13 protein-coding genes are annotated in these 17,073 nt (G+C 50.5%); 4 read left to right on the forward strand and 9 right to left on the reverse strand.

What is annotated here, in order from left to right:
• Positions 1-51 precede the first annotated feature (51 nt).
• The 3 genes from selD (at position 52) to ABWW03_RS02175 (ending at position 7,293) form a co-directional block, all read left to right on the forward strand.
• Positions 52-2,271, forward strand: a complete 2,220-nt coding sequence (gene selD / locus ABWW03_RS02165) for a selenide, water dikinase SelD (protein WP_353406072.1) — start codon at positions 52-54, stop codon at positions 2,269-2,271.
• A gap of 111 nt (positions 2,272-2,382) precedes the next feature.
• Positions 2,383-3,921 (forward strand): alkaline phosphatase D family protein, encoded by a 1,539-nt coding sequence (locus ABWW03_RS02170; protein WP_353406073.1) that lies wholly within the window; start codon positions 2,383-2,385, stop codon positions 3,919-3,921.
• A 144-nt stretch (positions 3,922-4,065) separates the two neighbouring features.
• Complete coding sequence (locus ABWW03_RS02175; protein ID WP_353406074.1) at positions 4,066-7,293, forward strand: amidohydrolase family protein; 3,228 nt, start codon at positions 4,066-4,068, stop codon at positions 7,291-7,293.
• A 51-nt stretch (positions 7,294-7,344) separates the two neighbouring features.
• Here ABWW03_RS02175 and ABWW03_RS02180 read toward each other — a convergent pair whose 3' ends face one another.
• The 3 genes from ABWW03_RS02180 to ABWW03_RS02190 all read right to left on the reverse strand — a co-directional run bounded on the left by ABWW03_RS02180 (position 7,345) and on the right by ABWW03_RS02190 (position 10,603).
• Entirely contained in the window at positions 7,345-8,337 is a 993-nt protein-coding gene (locus ABWW03_RS02180) for an LLM class flavin-dependent oxidoreductase (RefSeq protein ID WP_353406075.1), read from the reverse strand.
• A gap of 15 nt (positions 8,338-8,352) precedes the next feature.
• Positions 8,353-8,991, reverse strand: coding sequence for a glutathione S-transferase family protein (locus ABWW03_RS02185; protein WP_353406076.1), 639 nt, complete (start codon positions 8,989-8,991; stop codon positions 8,353-8,355).
• Between the two features lie 118 nt (positions 8,992-9,109).
• A complete protein-coding gene (locus ABWW03_RS02190) occupies positions 9,110-10,603 on the reverse strand; it encodes an amidohydrolase family protein (protein WP_353406078.1) in 1,494 nt (497 codons plus the stop codon).
• Between the two features lie 125 nt (positions 10,604-10,728).
• Between ABWW03_RS02190 and ABWW03_RS02195 the strand changes: the two genes are divergently transcribed.
• Positions 10,729-11,625 (forward strand): peptidylprolyl isomerase, encoded by an 897-nt coding sequence (locus ABWW03_RS02195; protein ID WP_353406079.1) that lies wholly within the window; start codon positions 10,729-10,731, stop codon positions 11,623-11,625.
• A 54-nt stretch (positions 11,626-11,679) separates the two neighbouring features.
• On the opposite strand, the gene ABWW03_RS02200 is transcribed toward ABWW03_RS02195, so the two are convergent.
• From ABWW03_RS02200 to ABWW03_RS02225, 6 genes are all read right to left on the reverse strand, one after another.
• On the reverse strand, positions 11,680-13,239 hold the full coding sequence (locus ABWW03_RS02200) for a PepSY-associated TM helix domain-containing protein (protein ID WP_353406081.1): 1,560 nt from the start codon (positions 13,237-13,239) through the stop codon (positions 11,680-11,682).
• The gene (locus ABWW03_RS02205) at positions 13,236-13,499 is read right to left on the reverse strand and encodes a hypothetical protein (RefSeq protein ID WP_353406082.1); all 264 of its coding nucleotides are present in this window, start codon (positions 13,497-13,499) and stop codon (positions 13,236-13,238) included. Before ABWW03_RS02205 ends, ABWW03_RS02200 begins: the two co-directional genes overlap by 4 nt.
• Position 13,500: 1 nt before the next feature.
• A complete protein-coding gene (locus ABWW03_RS02210) occupies positions 13,501-13,815 on the reverse strand; it encodes a hypothetical protein (protein ID WP_353406083.1) in 315 nt (104 codons plus the stop codon).
• 300 nt (positions 13,816-14,115) lie between these two features.
• Complete coding sequence (locus ABWW03_RS02215) at positions 14,116-15,921, reverse strand: DUF885 domain-containing protein (protein WP_353406084.1); 1,806 nt, start codon at positions 15,919-15,921, stop codon at positions 14,116-14,118.
• Between the two features lie 21 nt (positions 15,922-15,942).
• Entirely contained in the window at positions 15,943-16,611 is a 669-nt protein-coding gene (locus ABWW03_RS02220) for a nitroreductase family protein (protein WP_353406085.1), read from the reverse strand.
• Positions 16,612-16,688: 77 nt separating this feature from the next.
• A complete protein-coding gene (locus tag ABWW03_RS02225) occupies positions 16,689-17,063 on the reverse strand; it encodes a VOC family protein (RefSeq protein WP_353406086.1) in 375 nt (124 codons plus the stop codon).
• Between the last annotated feature and the right edge of the window lie 10 nt (positions 17,064-17,073).

Consider the following 17,073-nt stretch of genomic DNA (forward strand, 5'->3'; position numbering starts at 1 on the left):
CTCCCGCGTTCGATTCAGTATTTATAGTGAGCACTGTCGTATAATCCGATAATGGACAGTGCACATTATATTGATATCGTTTTGGTTGGCGGCGGTCACGCGCATGCTCAAGTTGTGAAAATGTGGGGGATGAACCCTCTCCCTGGCGTGCGTTTGAGTTTAATCAGTCCCAGCAGTTTTACCCCCTATTCCGGTATGTTGCCGGGACTTATCGCTGGCCATTACAGCTTCGAACAAAGTCATATTGATCTTCGCCGGCTCTGTCATTGGGCCGGTGTGCGCTACATCAGTGATCGAGCACTAGCGGTCGATACTGAAAACAAAGCGGTTATTTTATCCGAGCAACCCGATCTGCCTTGCGACTTTCTTTCGCTGAATAACGGTATCACACCGGACCTCAGCATCGATGGCGCCCAGGAATTTGCCATTGGCGTGAAGCCTATCAGCAACTTTTACCAACAATGGCAGACTGTCCTGCAACAGGAAGAGGCCGGCATCATCAGCGTGGTAGGAGCTGGCGTAGCGGGTATTGAACTCAGCTTGGCCATGGCTGAACGTCTCGACAAAGAAAAACGAACCGCAAACATTCAACTCATCTACCCGCAACCAGAACTGTTGCCCGACGCACCCTCAAAACTGCGCCAGACTTTAAGCCATGCCCTCAAGGCTTATGACATTGAATGCCTGCCAGGCTACCGGGTGACACAATTTACCCAAGACACCATTCACGGCGAGACCCCAGACGGAGAAGCACTACGCCTGTATTCGGATTTTCACCTGCTGTGCACCCAGGCCAAGCCCGCCCAGTTTGCCCGTGAGTCTGGCCTAAAGTGTGATGAGCAGGGCTTTATTCTGCTGAATGACGCCTTGCAGTCTGTCAGTCATCCCTGGGTGTTTGCTGCGGGCGATACGGCCCAGCAAGCGAATCACCCAAGACCTCAGGCGGGTGTTTTTGCTGTTCGCCAGGGGCCGATTCTTTTTAAAAACCTGCAAGCTATTGCCCAAGGCAAAGCATTGCACCACTACACGCCACAAAAAGAATTTTTAAAAATCATCAGCCTCGGCAAACGATCTGCGGTGGCCAGCCGGGGCCAGAAAGCCATTGCCCGGCCAGGCCTAAGCGCCGCATTGGTTTGGCAATGGAAGAATCACATCGATCAAAAATTTATGGCACGCTTCCGAAAACTGCCCGTCAAAAAGATGGGTAATCCCCACGGCCGCCCCCTGACACTTGATCTGCCCGATGGAAACATACTGCCCGATATGCACTGCGAAGGCTGCGGTGCCAAAGTATCTGCCGATACCCTGCAAAACACATTACGGGAGTTGAGTGACAGCCCTGCTTTGGATGTGGAACAACTGCCTGAGGATGCTGCTCAGCTCAGCCTGCCAAGCACAAGCACCTTATTACAAACCGTCGACAGCTTTTATGGTTTAGTAACTGATCCCCACCTACAAGGGCGCATTGCCTGCCTGCACGCCATGAGTGATATTTTTGCAATGGGCGCTAAGGTTCACAGTGCCCAGGCACTCATCACTATTGCCCACGCAGGTGAGAACATTGTGAAGCGTGATCTGAAACGCATACTGCAAGGCATTCTTTTTGAGCTCGAACGACACCAAGCGAAACTGATCGGTGGTCACAGCAGCCTGGCCGACAGCAACAGCATCGGTCTTGTGGTGAATGGATACAAAGCATCAGGGCCAACGCTGCTTAAAAATCAATTGCAAGACGGAGACCATTTAATTCTCTGCAAAGCTTTGGGCAGCGGCATTATCTTCGCAGGCGAACAACAGGGCTTGAGCCAGGGGCCCTGGATTGATGCCGCGATCGAGCCCATGCTGCAGTCCAATTATCCAGCGGCACAATTGGCTTTGGAATACCGTGCAAGCGCCTGTACCGACATAACCGGTTTCGGTTTGGGCGGCCACCTTTTAGAAATGTTGCGTGACAGCTCGCTCTGTGCGGAAATAAATACCGCGCATTTACCCCTACTCGACGGCGTCAGTACACTGCTTACACAAAAGGTTCGCAGCAGCTTATCCCCCAAAAACCTGCGAACCCTGCGTCCCCATGCAAACCACTCGATTGACAACACCGCAGCGGAGATTCTGGCCGACCCACAAACCGGCGGCGGCCTGCTCATTGCCATTGCCGCGGAAAGATCCAGCGAATTACTCGAGCGCTTAAATGACCAAGGCTATCGTCGCAGCATGTGCATTGGGCGAGTTAAAACCAAACACAAACACCATTTGGAACTGCTGTCTTAAACGCTGCCAATATTTTACGACCATTTGGCTATCGTTACCGCCTTGTCACACACCGACGTTACCCTTTAAGCTGAGCGATAACAGCGACCTTTCTGAAACCGTGAGTCCAATATGATCCAGCGTCGTCAATTTCTTCAACTTAGTGGCCTGGGCCTCGCCAGCGCGCCGCTGAGTGCAAGCATCAGCCATCAGGGGCAACGTCCAAGGCTGCCAGGTGGTATCAGCAGTGGCGATGTCAGTCAGGACGGTGCCGTGATTTGGAGCCGAAGCGATCGCCCCGCGATGATGTGGGTTAGCGTCAGTACCGAAGCGGATTTCAAAAACAGTCAACGCTTTCCTGGCACCGCTGCCTTGGCGCAAACCGACTATAATGCCAAAACCAACCTCACCGGTTTGCGGCCAGGCACCTCATATTTTTATCGCGTTCAGTTTGAAAGTCTGGATAAACCTGGCCTGTTTGGTGAACTGGAACAGGGACGCTTTAAAACGGCACAGAACCAAGCTGCTAAGATTCGATTTTGCTGGTCGGGTGATACCGTCGGACAAGGTTATGGCATTGACCCTTCCAGAGGCGGCCTGCACTGCTATCAGGAAATGCTGAAACGACAAGCTGATTTTCTGGTGCACTGCGGTGATTTGATTTACGCCGACGGCCCCATTCAAGCTCAGAAAACACTCGCCGACGGCAGTGTTTGGAACAACATCACCACACTGGGAAAAAGCAAAGTAGCCGAGACACTGCAAGAGTTTCGGGAAAATTACTATTACAATTTTCTGGACCCGAAATTCAAACAGTTTCACCAACAGATCGCCTGCTATCAACAATGGGACGATCATGAGGTGGTCAATAATTGGTATCCGGGCGAACAACTACTGGACGACCAACGTTATACGGTAAAAAGCGTGTCACTGTTGGCCGAACGAGCCCGGCAAGCACTGTTGCAATGCAATCCAATTCGCCTCAATCCGGAAGACCCGCGCCGCATTTATCGCAAAGTTAGCCATGGCCCCATGCTGGATATTTTTTTCCTGGATATGCGCAGTTATCGTGCCGCAAACAACTTGAATCGTCAGAAAAATTCCTCAGCAGATACAGCCTTTCTCGGCGAACAACAATTGCGATGGCTGCAGGAATCCCTGGCAAACTCAAACGCCACATGGAAAATCATTGCCGCCGATATGCCCATTGGGCTCAGAGTGACAGAATGGCAAAGCGATATTGCCGAAAACGCCGCTAATGGGGATGGCCCAGCCTTGGGGCGAGAACTGGAAATCGCTCGTCTATTACAGTTTATTGCCGAAAACGACATTCACAATGTGCATTTTATTACCGCCGATGTGCACTACTGCGCATCTCATTATTACGACCCGCGAAAAGCTCAGTTCAAACACTTCAAACCATTTTGGGAGTTTGTCAGCGGCCCCCTCCATGCGGGCACTTTCGGGCCTAATGAGCTAGACAATACCTTTGGGCCGGAATTGGTTTTCAAAGGCATTCCAGATGATTTAACAGCCAACGCACCACCATCAGACAATCATCAGTTCTTTGGTGAAATCGAGATCGATGGTCTTAACAACACAATGACGGTTAAACACTTCAATCGCTTTGGCCAGGAGCTCTGGCACAAAACCCTGACAGCTGAAGCATAATATTTGGCCAGCAACTTTTCAGCAGAATATTTACCCAATCATGGCCTGCCAAAAAGCACAGCCTGCGGGAGCCTCCACTGGCTGGACTCGGCAATAAACCTACCGCCATAATAGCCTCGCCCTTTTAACAGCAATAAGAAGATTATGATGAAACTCCGCTTGTTAGCTGCCAGCATCAGTGCAGCGCTCATCTGCAGCCCCGTGTTCGCGGCCGAAACCGCCGACAAAGAAAAAGACGAAAAAACCAAGTGGGATGTAAATGCCCCGATGGGTGAGTTTGTCGATGCCAATATCGATGTGCAAGAAGGCACGTGGATGAACATCGATGTAAGCCCGGATGGCAAAACCCTGGTGTTCGATTTGTTGGGTGATATTTACACATTGCCCATTGACGGTGGTGAAGCAAAAGCTCTGATGACTGACATTGCCTGGCAGATGCAACCCCGTTTCAGCCCCGATGGAAAACACATCGCCTTTACCTCTGACCAGGGGGGTGGTGACAACATCTGGATTATGAACACCGACGGCAGTAATCAAACTGCGGTCACGAATGAAACCTTCCGTTTGCTCAACAGCCCTGCTTGGAGCCCCGATGGCGATTACCTCGTAGCTCGCAAGCATTTTACGGGCACCCGCTCCTTAGGCGCCGGGGAAGTTTGGTTGTATCACAAGGCCGGTGGCAAAGGCTTGATGCTGACCAAACGTCCGAATCAGCAAAAAGATCTGGGTGAGCCAGCTTTTTCACCTGACGGGCGTTACGTTTATTTTTCCCAGGACGCAACACCGGGCAAAACCTTCCACTACAGCAAAGATTCCGAAAAGGGCATCTACAAAATTAAACGTTACGACCGTGAAACCGGCGAGATCAAAGTGATTTTGTCTGGTCGCGGTGGAGCGATTCGTCCAACGCCTTCCAGAGATGGGCGCTATCTGGCGTACATTGCACGTGAAGATTTCCAGACCACTTTGTTCCTGCTGGATTTAAAAACCGGTGAAAAGCGCAAACTGTACAACAAGCTTGAACGTGATATGCAGGAGACTTGGGCAATTCACGGAGTTTATCCAAGCATGGCCTGGACACCTGACAACCAACACCTGGTATTCTGGGCAAAAGGGAAACTACACAAGCTGAATATCGACAATCTGAACGTCAGCGATATTCCATTTCACGTTAAAAACACCAAAAAAATTCAAACCACTGTACGCTTCGATCAAAACATCGACCAAGACCGTTTTGATGTCAACATGCTGCGCAATGTGCATATTTCTCCGGACGGCAAACAGGTTCTCTTCGAAGCTCTGGGACACATCTACAGTCGCAGCCTTCCAGATGGAAAACCAAAGCGCTTAAGTAAGCAAAACGATCACTTCGAAATGCAAGCCAGTTTCTCACGCGACGGCAAAAAAATCGTATACGCAACCTGGGACGACCAAAAGCAAGGCAGTATTCGAGTTATGTCGGCTCGTGGCGGTAAAGGCAAAGTCATCACCACAGAGCCGGGCAAATACATCGAACCTGCTTTCTCGCCCGATGGTAAACATATTGTTTATCGCAAAGCCAAAGGCGGTTACATCACCGATCCGAAGTGGGGCTTGAATCCAGGTATTTATCGAGTAAGCAGTAAAGGTGGCCAAGCCAAGCTGGTTACTGAAAAAGGTGTCTTGCCACAGTACGGCTCGGCCAATGATCGTATCTATGTGATGCGCCATGGTGAAAAACCGTCACTCGTGCGCGTTAACATCACCGATAAAAAAGAACAGCCGCTGTACGAAGGAAAGTACGCCACAGAATTTAAAGTATCACCCAATGGTAAGTACCTGGCCTTTGCCGAGCGCTTTAAAGTATTCGTTACTCCTTTTGTTGAAAGCGGCCACCTGATCACCATTGGCCCGAAAGCCAAAAACCTACCCGTTCGCAAACTGTCCGTGCGCGCCGGTGAAAACATCAGCTGGAACGCCGACAGCAACGAACTGTATTGGAGTCTTGGGCCAGATCTGTATCAAGCAGAGCTGAATGGTCTGTTTGCCGTGGGGTCGTCCGACAGCAAAAACAAAGAAGCCTTGAACAAAGAACCCCAAGTGACCGCCATTGGATTCAGCAGCGATGTTGATATACCACAAGGCAAGCTGGCCTTTGTCGGCGGCCAGGTACTGACGATGGAAAACAACGACCAGGTCATCAATGATGGCGTGGTTATTGTCGATGGCAATCACATTGTTGCCGTGGGCAAGAAAGGCGATATTGATATTCCTGCCGACGCGAAACAAATTGATATTAGCGGGAAAACCATCATGCCTGGCCTGATCGATGCACACGCACACGGTCCACAAGGCAGCAATGAAATTATTCCGGAACAGAACTGGAAAAACTACGCGGGCCTGGCCTTGGGTGTCACCACCATTCACGACCCATCCAATGACACCACCGAATTTTTCAGCGCAAGCGAACTGCAAAAAGCCGGAAAGATTGTCGCTCCACGTCTGTACTCCACTGGAACCATTTTGTACGGTGCCTCCGGCCCAGGATACACCTCCCATGTGGATAACCTGGATGATGCGAAATTCCACTTACTGCGTCTAAAGAAAGCCGGCGCGTTTTCCGTCAAGAGCTACAATCAGCCTCGACGCAATCAGCGCCAACAGGTTATTCAAGCTGCGCGTGAGCTGGAGATGATGGTAGTACCAGAAGGCGGCTCTTTGCTGCAACATAATCTGAGCATGGTTGCCGACGGCCATACCACTCTGGAGCATTCCATTCCCGCAGAAAAAGTCTACGATGATATCAAGCAGTTCTGGACCGCGGGAGACATGGCTTACACGCCCACACTGGTTGTCGCCTACGGTGGCATCTGGGGTGAGAATTACTGGTACGACAAGACCAAGGTTTGGCAGCACCCTCGCTTGAGCAAGTACGTGCCTGCGGATGTCCTAGCCAAGCGAGCCATGCGTCGCCCGACCGCACCGGACCATCATTACAACCACGTCACGGTTGCACAAACTGCGAAGGAGCTAAACGATATCGGTATTCTTACCAATATCGGCGCTCATGGTCAGCGTGAGGGTTTAGGCGCACACTGGGAACTGTGGATGTACGCCCAGGGCGGCATGGAACCGATGAAGGTTTTGCGCACAGCAACCAGCAACCCGGCTAAATCTTTGGGACTGGATAAGCACATCGGCTCAATCAAAGAAGGCAAGCTTGCGGACCTAATCGTAATTGATGGCGACCCATTAAAAGACATTCGCCTCACCGACCGAGTTGACTACGTCATGGTGAATGGCCGTTTGTTTGATGCTGAAACGATGAATGAAGTGGGCAATCGTTTGAAAGAACGCGAACCCTTCTACTTTGAAAAGAAAACGTCTAAATAAGCTCTAAAGATACCCGACTGCCAATTGCATTGGCAGTCGGAATTTAAATATCTATTCTTGTTCGAACGCTTCGGCCAGCAACTGATAAGAGCGTTTTCGATCTTCAAAATCGTAGCAGATAGTTACCGTCATCAGTTCATCCGCGCCGTATTCTTTGGCGAGGGATAGCAATTTTTCTTTCACCTGCTCGGCGGTACCAATGGCAGAACTGGCCATTCGTTGGGTGGCAAACGCTTCTTCCTGCGGGCTCAGCGGATAGATCGCCGCCTCATCCGGGTGACAGATTTCAGTATCGGTTTTGCCCGAAATAAATTTCAGATAAGACACCAAACGGCTGCGAGCGAGATAGTGCGCCTGCTCCTCCGTATCGGCAACCAGTACATTAACCGTTACACAGCTGTGTGGGCGGGCGAGACGACCGGGGCCCGCCTCACGTTGAAAGCAGTGGCGGTAATACTCCAGGATACGTCCATCCATCGCCGGATTGATAAACAAGGCAAAGTTATAAGGCAACCCCAACTGCCCGGCCAATGCCGCACTGTCTGGGCTGGAACCCAACATCCATACATCAGCTGGAATTTCAGCTTGAGGACGTAAGCTCGGTTGGAAGTGATGATCGTGTAGAATGCGCTGCAACTGCGCCGTTTGTTCGGGAAAGCGAGAAAAATCCGGCTGACCGTTTTGGGCCAGTAAACGGGCGGTTACCATATCGGTGCCGGGCGCCCGGCCCAGCCCCAAGTCAACTCGACCAGGGTTCAAGGCACTTAATGTCGCCGCAACTTCCGCCACTTTATAGGGCGTATAATGCGGCAACATAATGCCACCACTGCCAATGCGAATACGTTCTGTGCTTGCACCCAATGCCCCCAGCAGCACTTCGGGAGCACTGCCAGCAAGAGCATCTGTACCGTGATGTTCTGACACCCAAAAGCGTTCATAGCCAAGGGCTTCAACATGTTGTGCCAGCGCCAGCGTTTCCGCAAATGCCTGTTCAGCGCTGCCCCCTCTGCGCAAGGGGGATTGATCGAGAACACTCAGTTTCATCGAACGAATAACTCTTTAGCCACCCAGCATGGCGCGCTCTTCAGCTTCACGCTTCTGGACCACGTCCTGGCTACGGATAAATTCCGCATAAGCCGCAGCGTTTGGCCAACGAGATGCATCGATGCTGTATTGCCCAAGGTGTGCATTGATGATCGGGGAGATGATTGCAATATCGGCGATGGTTAATTTGCCATCAAACAAAAACTCTGCGCCGTTTACCATGGACTCCAAATAATCCAGTGCGGCCGGAATACTTTCTGCTTCGGCCTCAGCGATAGCCGCCTCATCGGTTTCAACACCGCGCATCGGTGCAACAACACGCTGAAAGAACGGCACAATCAATGCACTCAAGAAGGCGGTATCTGCGTATTCTTCCAACCAACGCGCCTGTGCTCGCGCATCAACAGCATCAGGCAACAAGCTTGGCTCAGGATAACGCTCTTCAATGTACTCATTGATGACGGTGGAGTCGGACAGTTTCAAATCACCATCCACCAAAGCCGGAATTTTTCCCAGCGGGCTAATGTCGGTATAACCTTCTGGCAGGGCACCAGGGAAAACCGCTTCATTTTCATACGCGACCCCTTTCGCTTCCAGTGCCAACAGCACTTTACGAACGTAAGGGGACAATATCACTCCATAGACCTTTGGCATTGCAGCTTCTCCTCAATGTTTTGGACTGCTGATTACAGTAGAGAAGCCGCAATATACCCCGAAAGAGAGGGTCAGTGCTGACATTAAATTGTTATTTAGTGTTAACCCTCCCGGGCCCTTACACTCCCGTGTAAAATATCACTTGCTCGGGAAGCCTTTCGACATTGATCACTCGACCCTTGGCCATCACCATGGATTGCTTACGGATATTACGGATGTCTTTAAGTGGGTTCGCATCCAGTAACAGAAGATCGGCGGATTTACCTACTTCAACCGTACCAAACTCTGCGAGACCCCGAGCGGCAATCGCGCCGTTTTTTGTCGCAGCCACAATGGCTTCCATTTCACTCATTCCCAGTTCAACCAATCCCTCAATCGCCAGCAAGCTACCAATACCAGCCTCTTGGTCGATACTTTTTGGAGACTTACGAAACTCGGGAGCCTTCCCCTGGTAGTTATCGGTTGCAATCGTCACACGACAACCTGCTTTAATCAGGCGAACGGCATTGTCACGTTCAATCTCGTAGAACTCACCGAGACGACCGTTTCGTGCGCGTTGTTCGGCACTGGTTTTGGGTGCCGGAGCATCTTTCAAATTCGCTAGCGCCGCCTCTCGACGGGCGAGATGTTTCTGCCACATCTCGCCCGTAAAGGTGTTGCTGCGCATTGCACAAATCACATCCTTTTTGACAATCATGTCGATCAAATCCTGCGGATAGCGACGACTCAAAATCTCCGGGTGCTGAATTAAATCGATGCCCGCTTCCACCGCCATGCGCAGTGCTTCCGGACTGGTAGCATGGGTTTCTGCCACCAAACCCCGTTTGTGGGCTTCTTCAACAATTACCTTTTGAGTTCGTGGTGAGAAACCAATCAACGAAGGGTAACCGAAGTGGCTGGTGCCACCGTACTTCAGAAAATTGGGCCCCTTGTCCAGGTATTCATTAATGGCCTTGCGCAATTCTTCTGGCCCCATATCCATGGTTTCTTCACCCACGCCTTGGGCAATGCTGTCATTCCATTTTTGCTGAAATAAGGTCAGATCTGACTCTTTGATCAATGAGAAGGTCAGGGAAAAAGGGCCACCCCAACCGATAATATTTCCGGCAACCAACATACGTGGGCCAACGGCCTTACCGTTTTGAATATCATCGCGGACTTTCATGAGCGGCATCAAAGCGCCATAACTGTCGCGCACCGTTGTCACGCCTCGTTTCAGTTGACGCTGAACAAATTCCAACACCAGTTCATCATTGCGCTCACCATATTTCACGACCGTTTCCTTACGGCGCGCATTGCCATAAATAGACGCATGAACGTTAGTGTCGATAAAACCCGGCAAGAGATACTTACCACGGCCATCAATGACCTGCACATAATCAGGCAAACTCAAACTGCCTGCCCTGCCACGGCCTTTAATCTCGCCATCTTCCACCCACACACTTTGATTGCGCAGAGGTTTGCCACCGTTCCCATCAATAAGGGTGACGTTTTTTATGGCGTAAGCATGACGTCGTTTGGTTTCGGCCTGACTGGCCACAGAGAGACTTAAAAGAAGGCCAGAAACAATAAACAATGCACAGGACTTAAGGAACAATGAGCGTGTCTTCATGGGGGCTCCCGAGATCAGAATACAAATTGTATACAATATACGAACACTACCATTAATGTTACTATCGGGTAAAGAACACTCACCCGCTCGACCCAATCTATTGACATAAAGCCGTGAGAATAACGATGAATAAAACCCAATACGCCCTGAAGCTTAGCCTCGGCCTGATCACGCTGTTGAATGCTTTGCCTTTCATCAGCTATGCCAACGAAGACACTAAGGAACTGCGCTCGCCCTACGACATTGTTGAAAATGCCGAAGCCAGCAGCTGGAGAACCATAGATCCTGAGAACCTGTTGCGCATGAAGCTGGATACCGGCACCGCCTGGATCGAGCTCGCCCCGCAGTTTGCCCCGGAGCACGTCAGCAACATTAAAGCACTGGTGCGGGAAGGTTTTTACGATGGCTTGAGCGTTTACCGTTTTGTGGAAGGCTTTGTCGCTCAAGGTGGTGATGAGTCGGGTAAAAAAACCATTAAGCATGCGAAACGCACGATAAAAAGTGAGCGCTTCACTCAACACTCTCTCGCGTTCACGCCCTTAGGCTTTCACGATGCCTTTGCCGAACAGACCGGCTTCGTCGATGGTTTTCCAGCAGCCCAAAATAAAAGAGGGGAAAGCTGGATGGTACATTGCCCCGGTGTTTTCGCGATGGCCAGAAATAATCCCGTGGACAGTGGGGGCACAGAATTTTATGTCGTGCTGGGGCATGCGCCACGCTATCTTGATCGTAATGTCACCGTGTTCGGCCGAGTCATTGACGGCATGGAGGCCTTTCAATCTTTACAACGAAAAAAGAGCAAACAGGATCAAACCTTCAATCCAATTCGGGCTGTGAAAGTCGCCGCAGATTTGGATAAGACGGAACAGAAACAATGGCAGACAATGAAAACCGATTCAGCGGACTTCAAAGAAATGATCAAATCCAGAGCTAACCGCCCTGAACCCTGGTTTGTGGAACAGCCCGGCGTGGTCGATGTCTGCGGTGTTGCTGTACCGGTTCGAGAAGCCCCCAAGCCATAATAAAATTTGCCGGTCATGTCGGGGCAAGCTGCAGAGCTTGCCCCTTATCAAAACTTAAACCGCGACTTCCTGTGAATATTCAGGTTCAGGGCTTTCCTGCAAGCGCACTTTCAGAAAACACGCCAAACCAGCCATGAACAGCAACACCAGATCCGCACCCCAGGCTTGTGGCGCCCACTGCGCGTACCCTTTGCAGGCCTGCAAGAGAATATCCAAAACCGCCGTCGCGGTTAAACACACCACTACGAGCTGCATTGCTTGCGCAAAGGATGCTTCCACCGCCCTACTTCGCCAGGCTTGAACCGCTACAAACAGCAAACCCAACACAAATGCGGCACCCGCGTAATCAATCGCCGTTTTCGAAAAGTCCAGCACCGAAAACACAGGTAACCATTTCGTCATCAACGCCATCACAAAACCAAAGGCCGTCGCTACTGGCAGGCTAACAAGCCCCCAATACACCACGCGCCCTTTCCAATCAAAAGCGCGACGACGCAACCATAAAAACAAACCGGTGGCGGGCAGCAAACAGCTGATCATACCCAAGGCAAAATACAAGAACTTCATTTCGGCGCCCCCAAAGGTGGCGTAGTGCAAAGGCACGGAGGCCGAATACACACGCAGGGCGACATTGTCATGGATATAGTCCACCAGTTTAATTGTTTCACCAGTATCCACTCGATACTTAGCAAAACTGTTAATACCCAGTGTTTGAGGATAGCTGCCATTGATCAGGACAAACATATTTTTGTCGCCGGGATAAACCGCCATCACTTGTTGCGGAGTAAACCCTTCACGCATATCTTCTCGTGATTTTTCAACGAAGGGGATCATGCTCGGGATTGGTGCCGATTCGTCGGCGATCTCGGGATCCTTACCAAAAATATCCGCAATGGCTGCATCTTGATCGCCGTTGTATGCAACCAAAGCCATCATGATCAGAATAACACCAAGCAAACCCAATAATGCGCCGGTGAAACCAATCACAATATGAAAAGGTAGCGCCCAGAAACCCGCAAGTTTATGCAAATCACTCCATTTGTGACGGGGCTTATCCAAACGCAGCTGATCACTCTCCCGACCCCACTGACGATGCACCAACAAGCCTGCAACCGCCAGCATCATAAAGATAACCCCCAACACACCAATCGCGTATCGGCCCCAGGGGCTAGGCAACCAGAAGTCCGTATGAATCTCAGTGATGACATGACTGAGCCCGCCGTCCTGATGAACAATTAATTCACCTGTGGCCCCATCCCAATAGCTGGTGTGCCAGGCCTCATCGCTTTCCGTATGCGTGCCGCTGATGGCAAATCGTCGCCCCGGCATATCCTGGCTGACAAAAAACACTTCGACGTCTTTTCCATCGGGGCCGCCGAAGGCCTGGATGGATTGCTGCATGATGCCATCGACAGGGAGATCTTCCAGATGACCTTTGGGTGGCGCAGCAACACTGGATAGGGTCGCGTTCTCCCAAATGCCCAGTTCACTGTGAAAAAGACTGATCGTACCGGTAAAACACAGAGCAAAAATAAATAGACCCAATAGCACACCCAACTGCTTGTGGCTGCGCATCAAGCCTTGAAAGAATGCTCGTTCTTTTGCATCACTCATAACAATGCTCCTCCCATGCCCGCCAGCAGGAGCAAGATTGATAAGCCCAATAATTGCCACACGGCTCGGGCAAAGTGCTCTCGACTAAAGAGCCACAAACTGCCCCAAGCCCAAGTGAGTGGGACAGACAAACCTGCCCAGAAGGTGCGATGCAGAGCTTTTTCCAAAGGGAGAAACTGCGCCAGAAATACCGCTGTGAACAGAGCAAACAACAAGCCCAATACAATGGCACCGCTTAAAGCTTTTCCACTGAAACTCATTTCACAGCCCCCCAAACCAGGTTACGGCCCCTGCAGCAGCTACTGCCAGGTTCAACCATTGATAGGTGGATACAAAATCTTGCCAACGGCGTGAGATCAACACCCAAGCGAAGCCTGAAATCATCAGGGCGCAACACAGAAAAGGCACGCCCCATTCCCAACCGACATTCAACCCCCACAGTACCGCAGCCACCACAATGAAAGTAAGCGCTAACAAGCGCTGAATACTAGGAGGGATATGTCGAACAGGGTGCTGACCATAAAAGAGCGGCACCGCCAGAGCGGAAAGCCCCAGGGCAAAGAGATGGAGAGTCATAATCGGCCTTGATTACTGAATAAAACAGGCTGCGAAGCACCTGCAAATAATTATCAATTAGAAATGCAATTATCAATTATTCTTATTTATCTAACAAGCCTGACTTGCATTAGAAGATCAAAAATAATGCCCCACCGGACAAACTCAGAAAGCTCAGAGCCAATCTTGATCTCATATGAACAAGAAAAGGCGCGCGAAGCAGCAGACAAATGGAGAGAAAGGAATGAAAAGAAGAGAACAGGAATCCCGAAGTTCAAGTCGCTTGCCAGTGTCAGCACCGGCAAGCGAAGCCCTCAGAGGCTATTGCTGTTTTTCGCGAATGTAGTTATCCACGAGCTGTTCCAGAATATCCAGCGGCACAGCGCCATTTTTTAACACCACATCATGATAATCGCTCAGGTTAAACTGATCGCCCAGCGCCGTCTTGGCTTTGTCACGCAACTCCAGAATTTTCATCATGCCAATTTTGTATGAGGTGGCCTGCCCAGGCATGACGATATACCGCTCGATTTCAGCAACCACATCGGATTCCGCCATACCGGTGTTCGCGATCATATAGTCAATCGCTTCCTGTCGCGTCCAGCGTTTCGCGTGAATACCGGTATCAACCACTAAACGCACCGCCCGGAACAATTCGGCCTGGAGGCGACCAATATTATCGAAGGGGTCGTTCTGAAAACCCAGCTCCCAGGCAAGCTGTTCCGCATACAGCGCCCAACCTTCAACGTAAGCGGTAAAAGGTGAGAAACGACGGAACAAAGGCATGCCCTCCAGCTGCATAGCGATCGCGACCTGAAAGTGGTGGCCGGGTATGCCTTCATGGTACGCCAGAGTACGCATGCTGTATTTGGGTGTGGCTTTAATGTCGTACAGATTGGCAAAGAATTGCCCCGGTCGAGAGCCATCCAATGCGGGTGGCTGATAGTAAGCCCCTGGAGAGGTTTTCTCTTTGAATTCCGGAATGCGTTTAACGTCCACAGTGGTGCTGGGTCGAAGGCTGAAGGTTTCCCCTAACCCCTGATTCACTTCATCCAGTATGGTTTGATAGTCTGCAATAATCTGTTCGCGACCGGCATCGGTGTCGGGATAATAAAATTCGTTCTTAGAGGCCATTTCATCAATGGCGGCACTGAAACCAGCGCGGGTGTCGTAACCCTGCTCAGCCAGAATGGCCAGAATCTCCGCCTGAATCCGATCCACTTCCGCCAGACCAATCGCGTGAATTTCTTCTGCGGTCAACTCCGTTGTCGTGAATAAACGCAGAGCGGCTTTATACGCACCTTCACCGTCGGGCAGCTTCCAGTAACCATCGTCTTCGGTGGTTTTGTCCCGCAAGGCATCGAAATAATCAATTAAGTTTTGGTAGGCCGGGTACACCTCCTTCTGAATGGCCGATTCCGCCTGAGCCAGAACCTCAGTATTATCATAGCCTTCAATTTCAGAGGTTTTCTTTTCCAAATTACTGTACAGAATATTCTCTTTCGCCGGCGTGTTTACAAAGTTGTTCATTTCCTCTAAAACGCGATCCACCACAAAGCGTGGAGGTAAAATATCGCGTTTTTCACGCTCTTTTAGACCATCCAGTACTTGCTGGAATTTTTTCCCCACTGCGTTTAAGCGAGCAATGTAATTCTCGGCGTCTTCGGCCACTTTAATTTCATGGGTAGATTCCATAAAACTCGGGTAGCCGTTCTGGGCACCGAATAACTGATTCACGGGATAATTGTGAAAGCGGTACTTTTCAAAATCATCAACCGAACTGAATAAGTAGTTGGCGATATCTTTGGACAGTTTTTCCGACGCACTGAGGTCAGCGTCGTTGTACTCATCCAAAGTTCTTTTGGCGGCTTTCAGGTCGGCCAGCATCGCATCGCCAGCGGCAATGCTTTCGTCGTCCAATTCTCGGTTGTGGCCACGCACGCCGATGTTTTCCAGCATATGAAGCTGACTCAGCATTTCAGGACTTTTCAAGGCCTGCTTAAGCACTTCCCGGTTGAAAAAATTATTGATAAAGACAGGTTTGGCGTACCACTCATGGGCAACAAAACTCCCCCCAAGGATGAGTACTGCCAGAAGCACATAGGCAATAAACTTCAGTATTTTCATGATCGTGTTGTTCTTGTTGTTTTATTCGATAAAGCTTGTGAATTCACCAAGCGGTTTTTTTGTGATATCCGGAACCTGAGCATCCTCTTCCGGATATCCAACAACCAGAAGGATATAAGGGCGCTCGTACTCGGGACGTTTACAGATTTTGTTTAGAAATTTCATCGGGCTTGGAGTGTGAGTCAAGGTTGCCAGCCCTGCTTGATGCAGCGCGGCAATCAGAAAACCCGACGCCAGACCAACCGACTCCGCCGTGTAATAGTTTTTGTGCTTGGTGCCGTCTTCATCGTATTCAAACTTCTGCAGGAAGATGGCAATCAGATAAGGCGCCGTTTCCAGAAAAGGTTTTTTATCATCGGTCCCAAGTGGGGCCAGATCTTCCAACCATTCCTCCGTCGCACGCTCGGAATAAAACTGACGCTCTTCCTCTTCGGCGGCCAGGCGAATTTCGCGCTTGGTTTCCGCATCACTGATCACCACAAAATGCCAAGGTTGTTTATTAGCCCCGCTGGGGGCGGTACCTGCCGCTTTAAGTGCATGCTCAATCACGGCACGTGGTACAGGTTTTGAAGAAAAGTCCCGCACGGTGCGGCGACGTTTAATCATGTCATAAAACGATTCAGCCTTGGCTTTCATTTCAGCTTCCGGCATTGGTTTAAAATCCAAAGGGATAAAGGGGTACTCGGACATCGTCACCTCTGATGTTCTTATCGTTGTTTATCGTATTGTGTATTGATCGGGCTGCCCTCAAAGGCCAGCACACTCCATCAACTCTTGGGTTGCCAGAGTTCTATTTTGTTTCCGGCCGGATCCATAAACCAACCAAAATCACCATAGTCATGGGACTCGGGCTCGCCAATCAATTCGGCCCCACCCTGCTTCACCTGTTCCAGAGCGGCAGCTAAGTCATCCACCACCAGATTCATCATGAAGTCTTTTTTAGACGGCTTGAAATAATCGCTGCCTTGGGTGAACGGTGCCCAGACGGTATAACCGTTCTCCGGCATATCCGATGCCTGCAAGGCACAACCTCCATAGCTCGGATCAATGGGCAGACCCAAATGCGTCTGATACCAAGACGAAAGAGCCTTGGGATCCTCACAAAAGAAAAATATACCTCCGACACCTAGTACCTTCGCCATTACAGACTCC

Source organism: Pseudoteredinibacter isoporae, from assembly GCF_040372805.1.
GTDB classification, from domain to species: domain Bacteria; phylum Pseudomonadota; class Gammaproteobacteria; order Pseudomonadales; family Cellvibrionaceae; genus Pseudoteredinibacter; species Pseudoteredinibacter isoporae_A.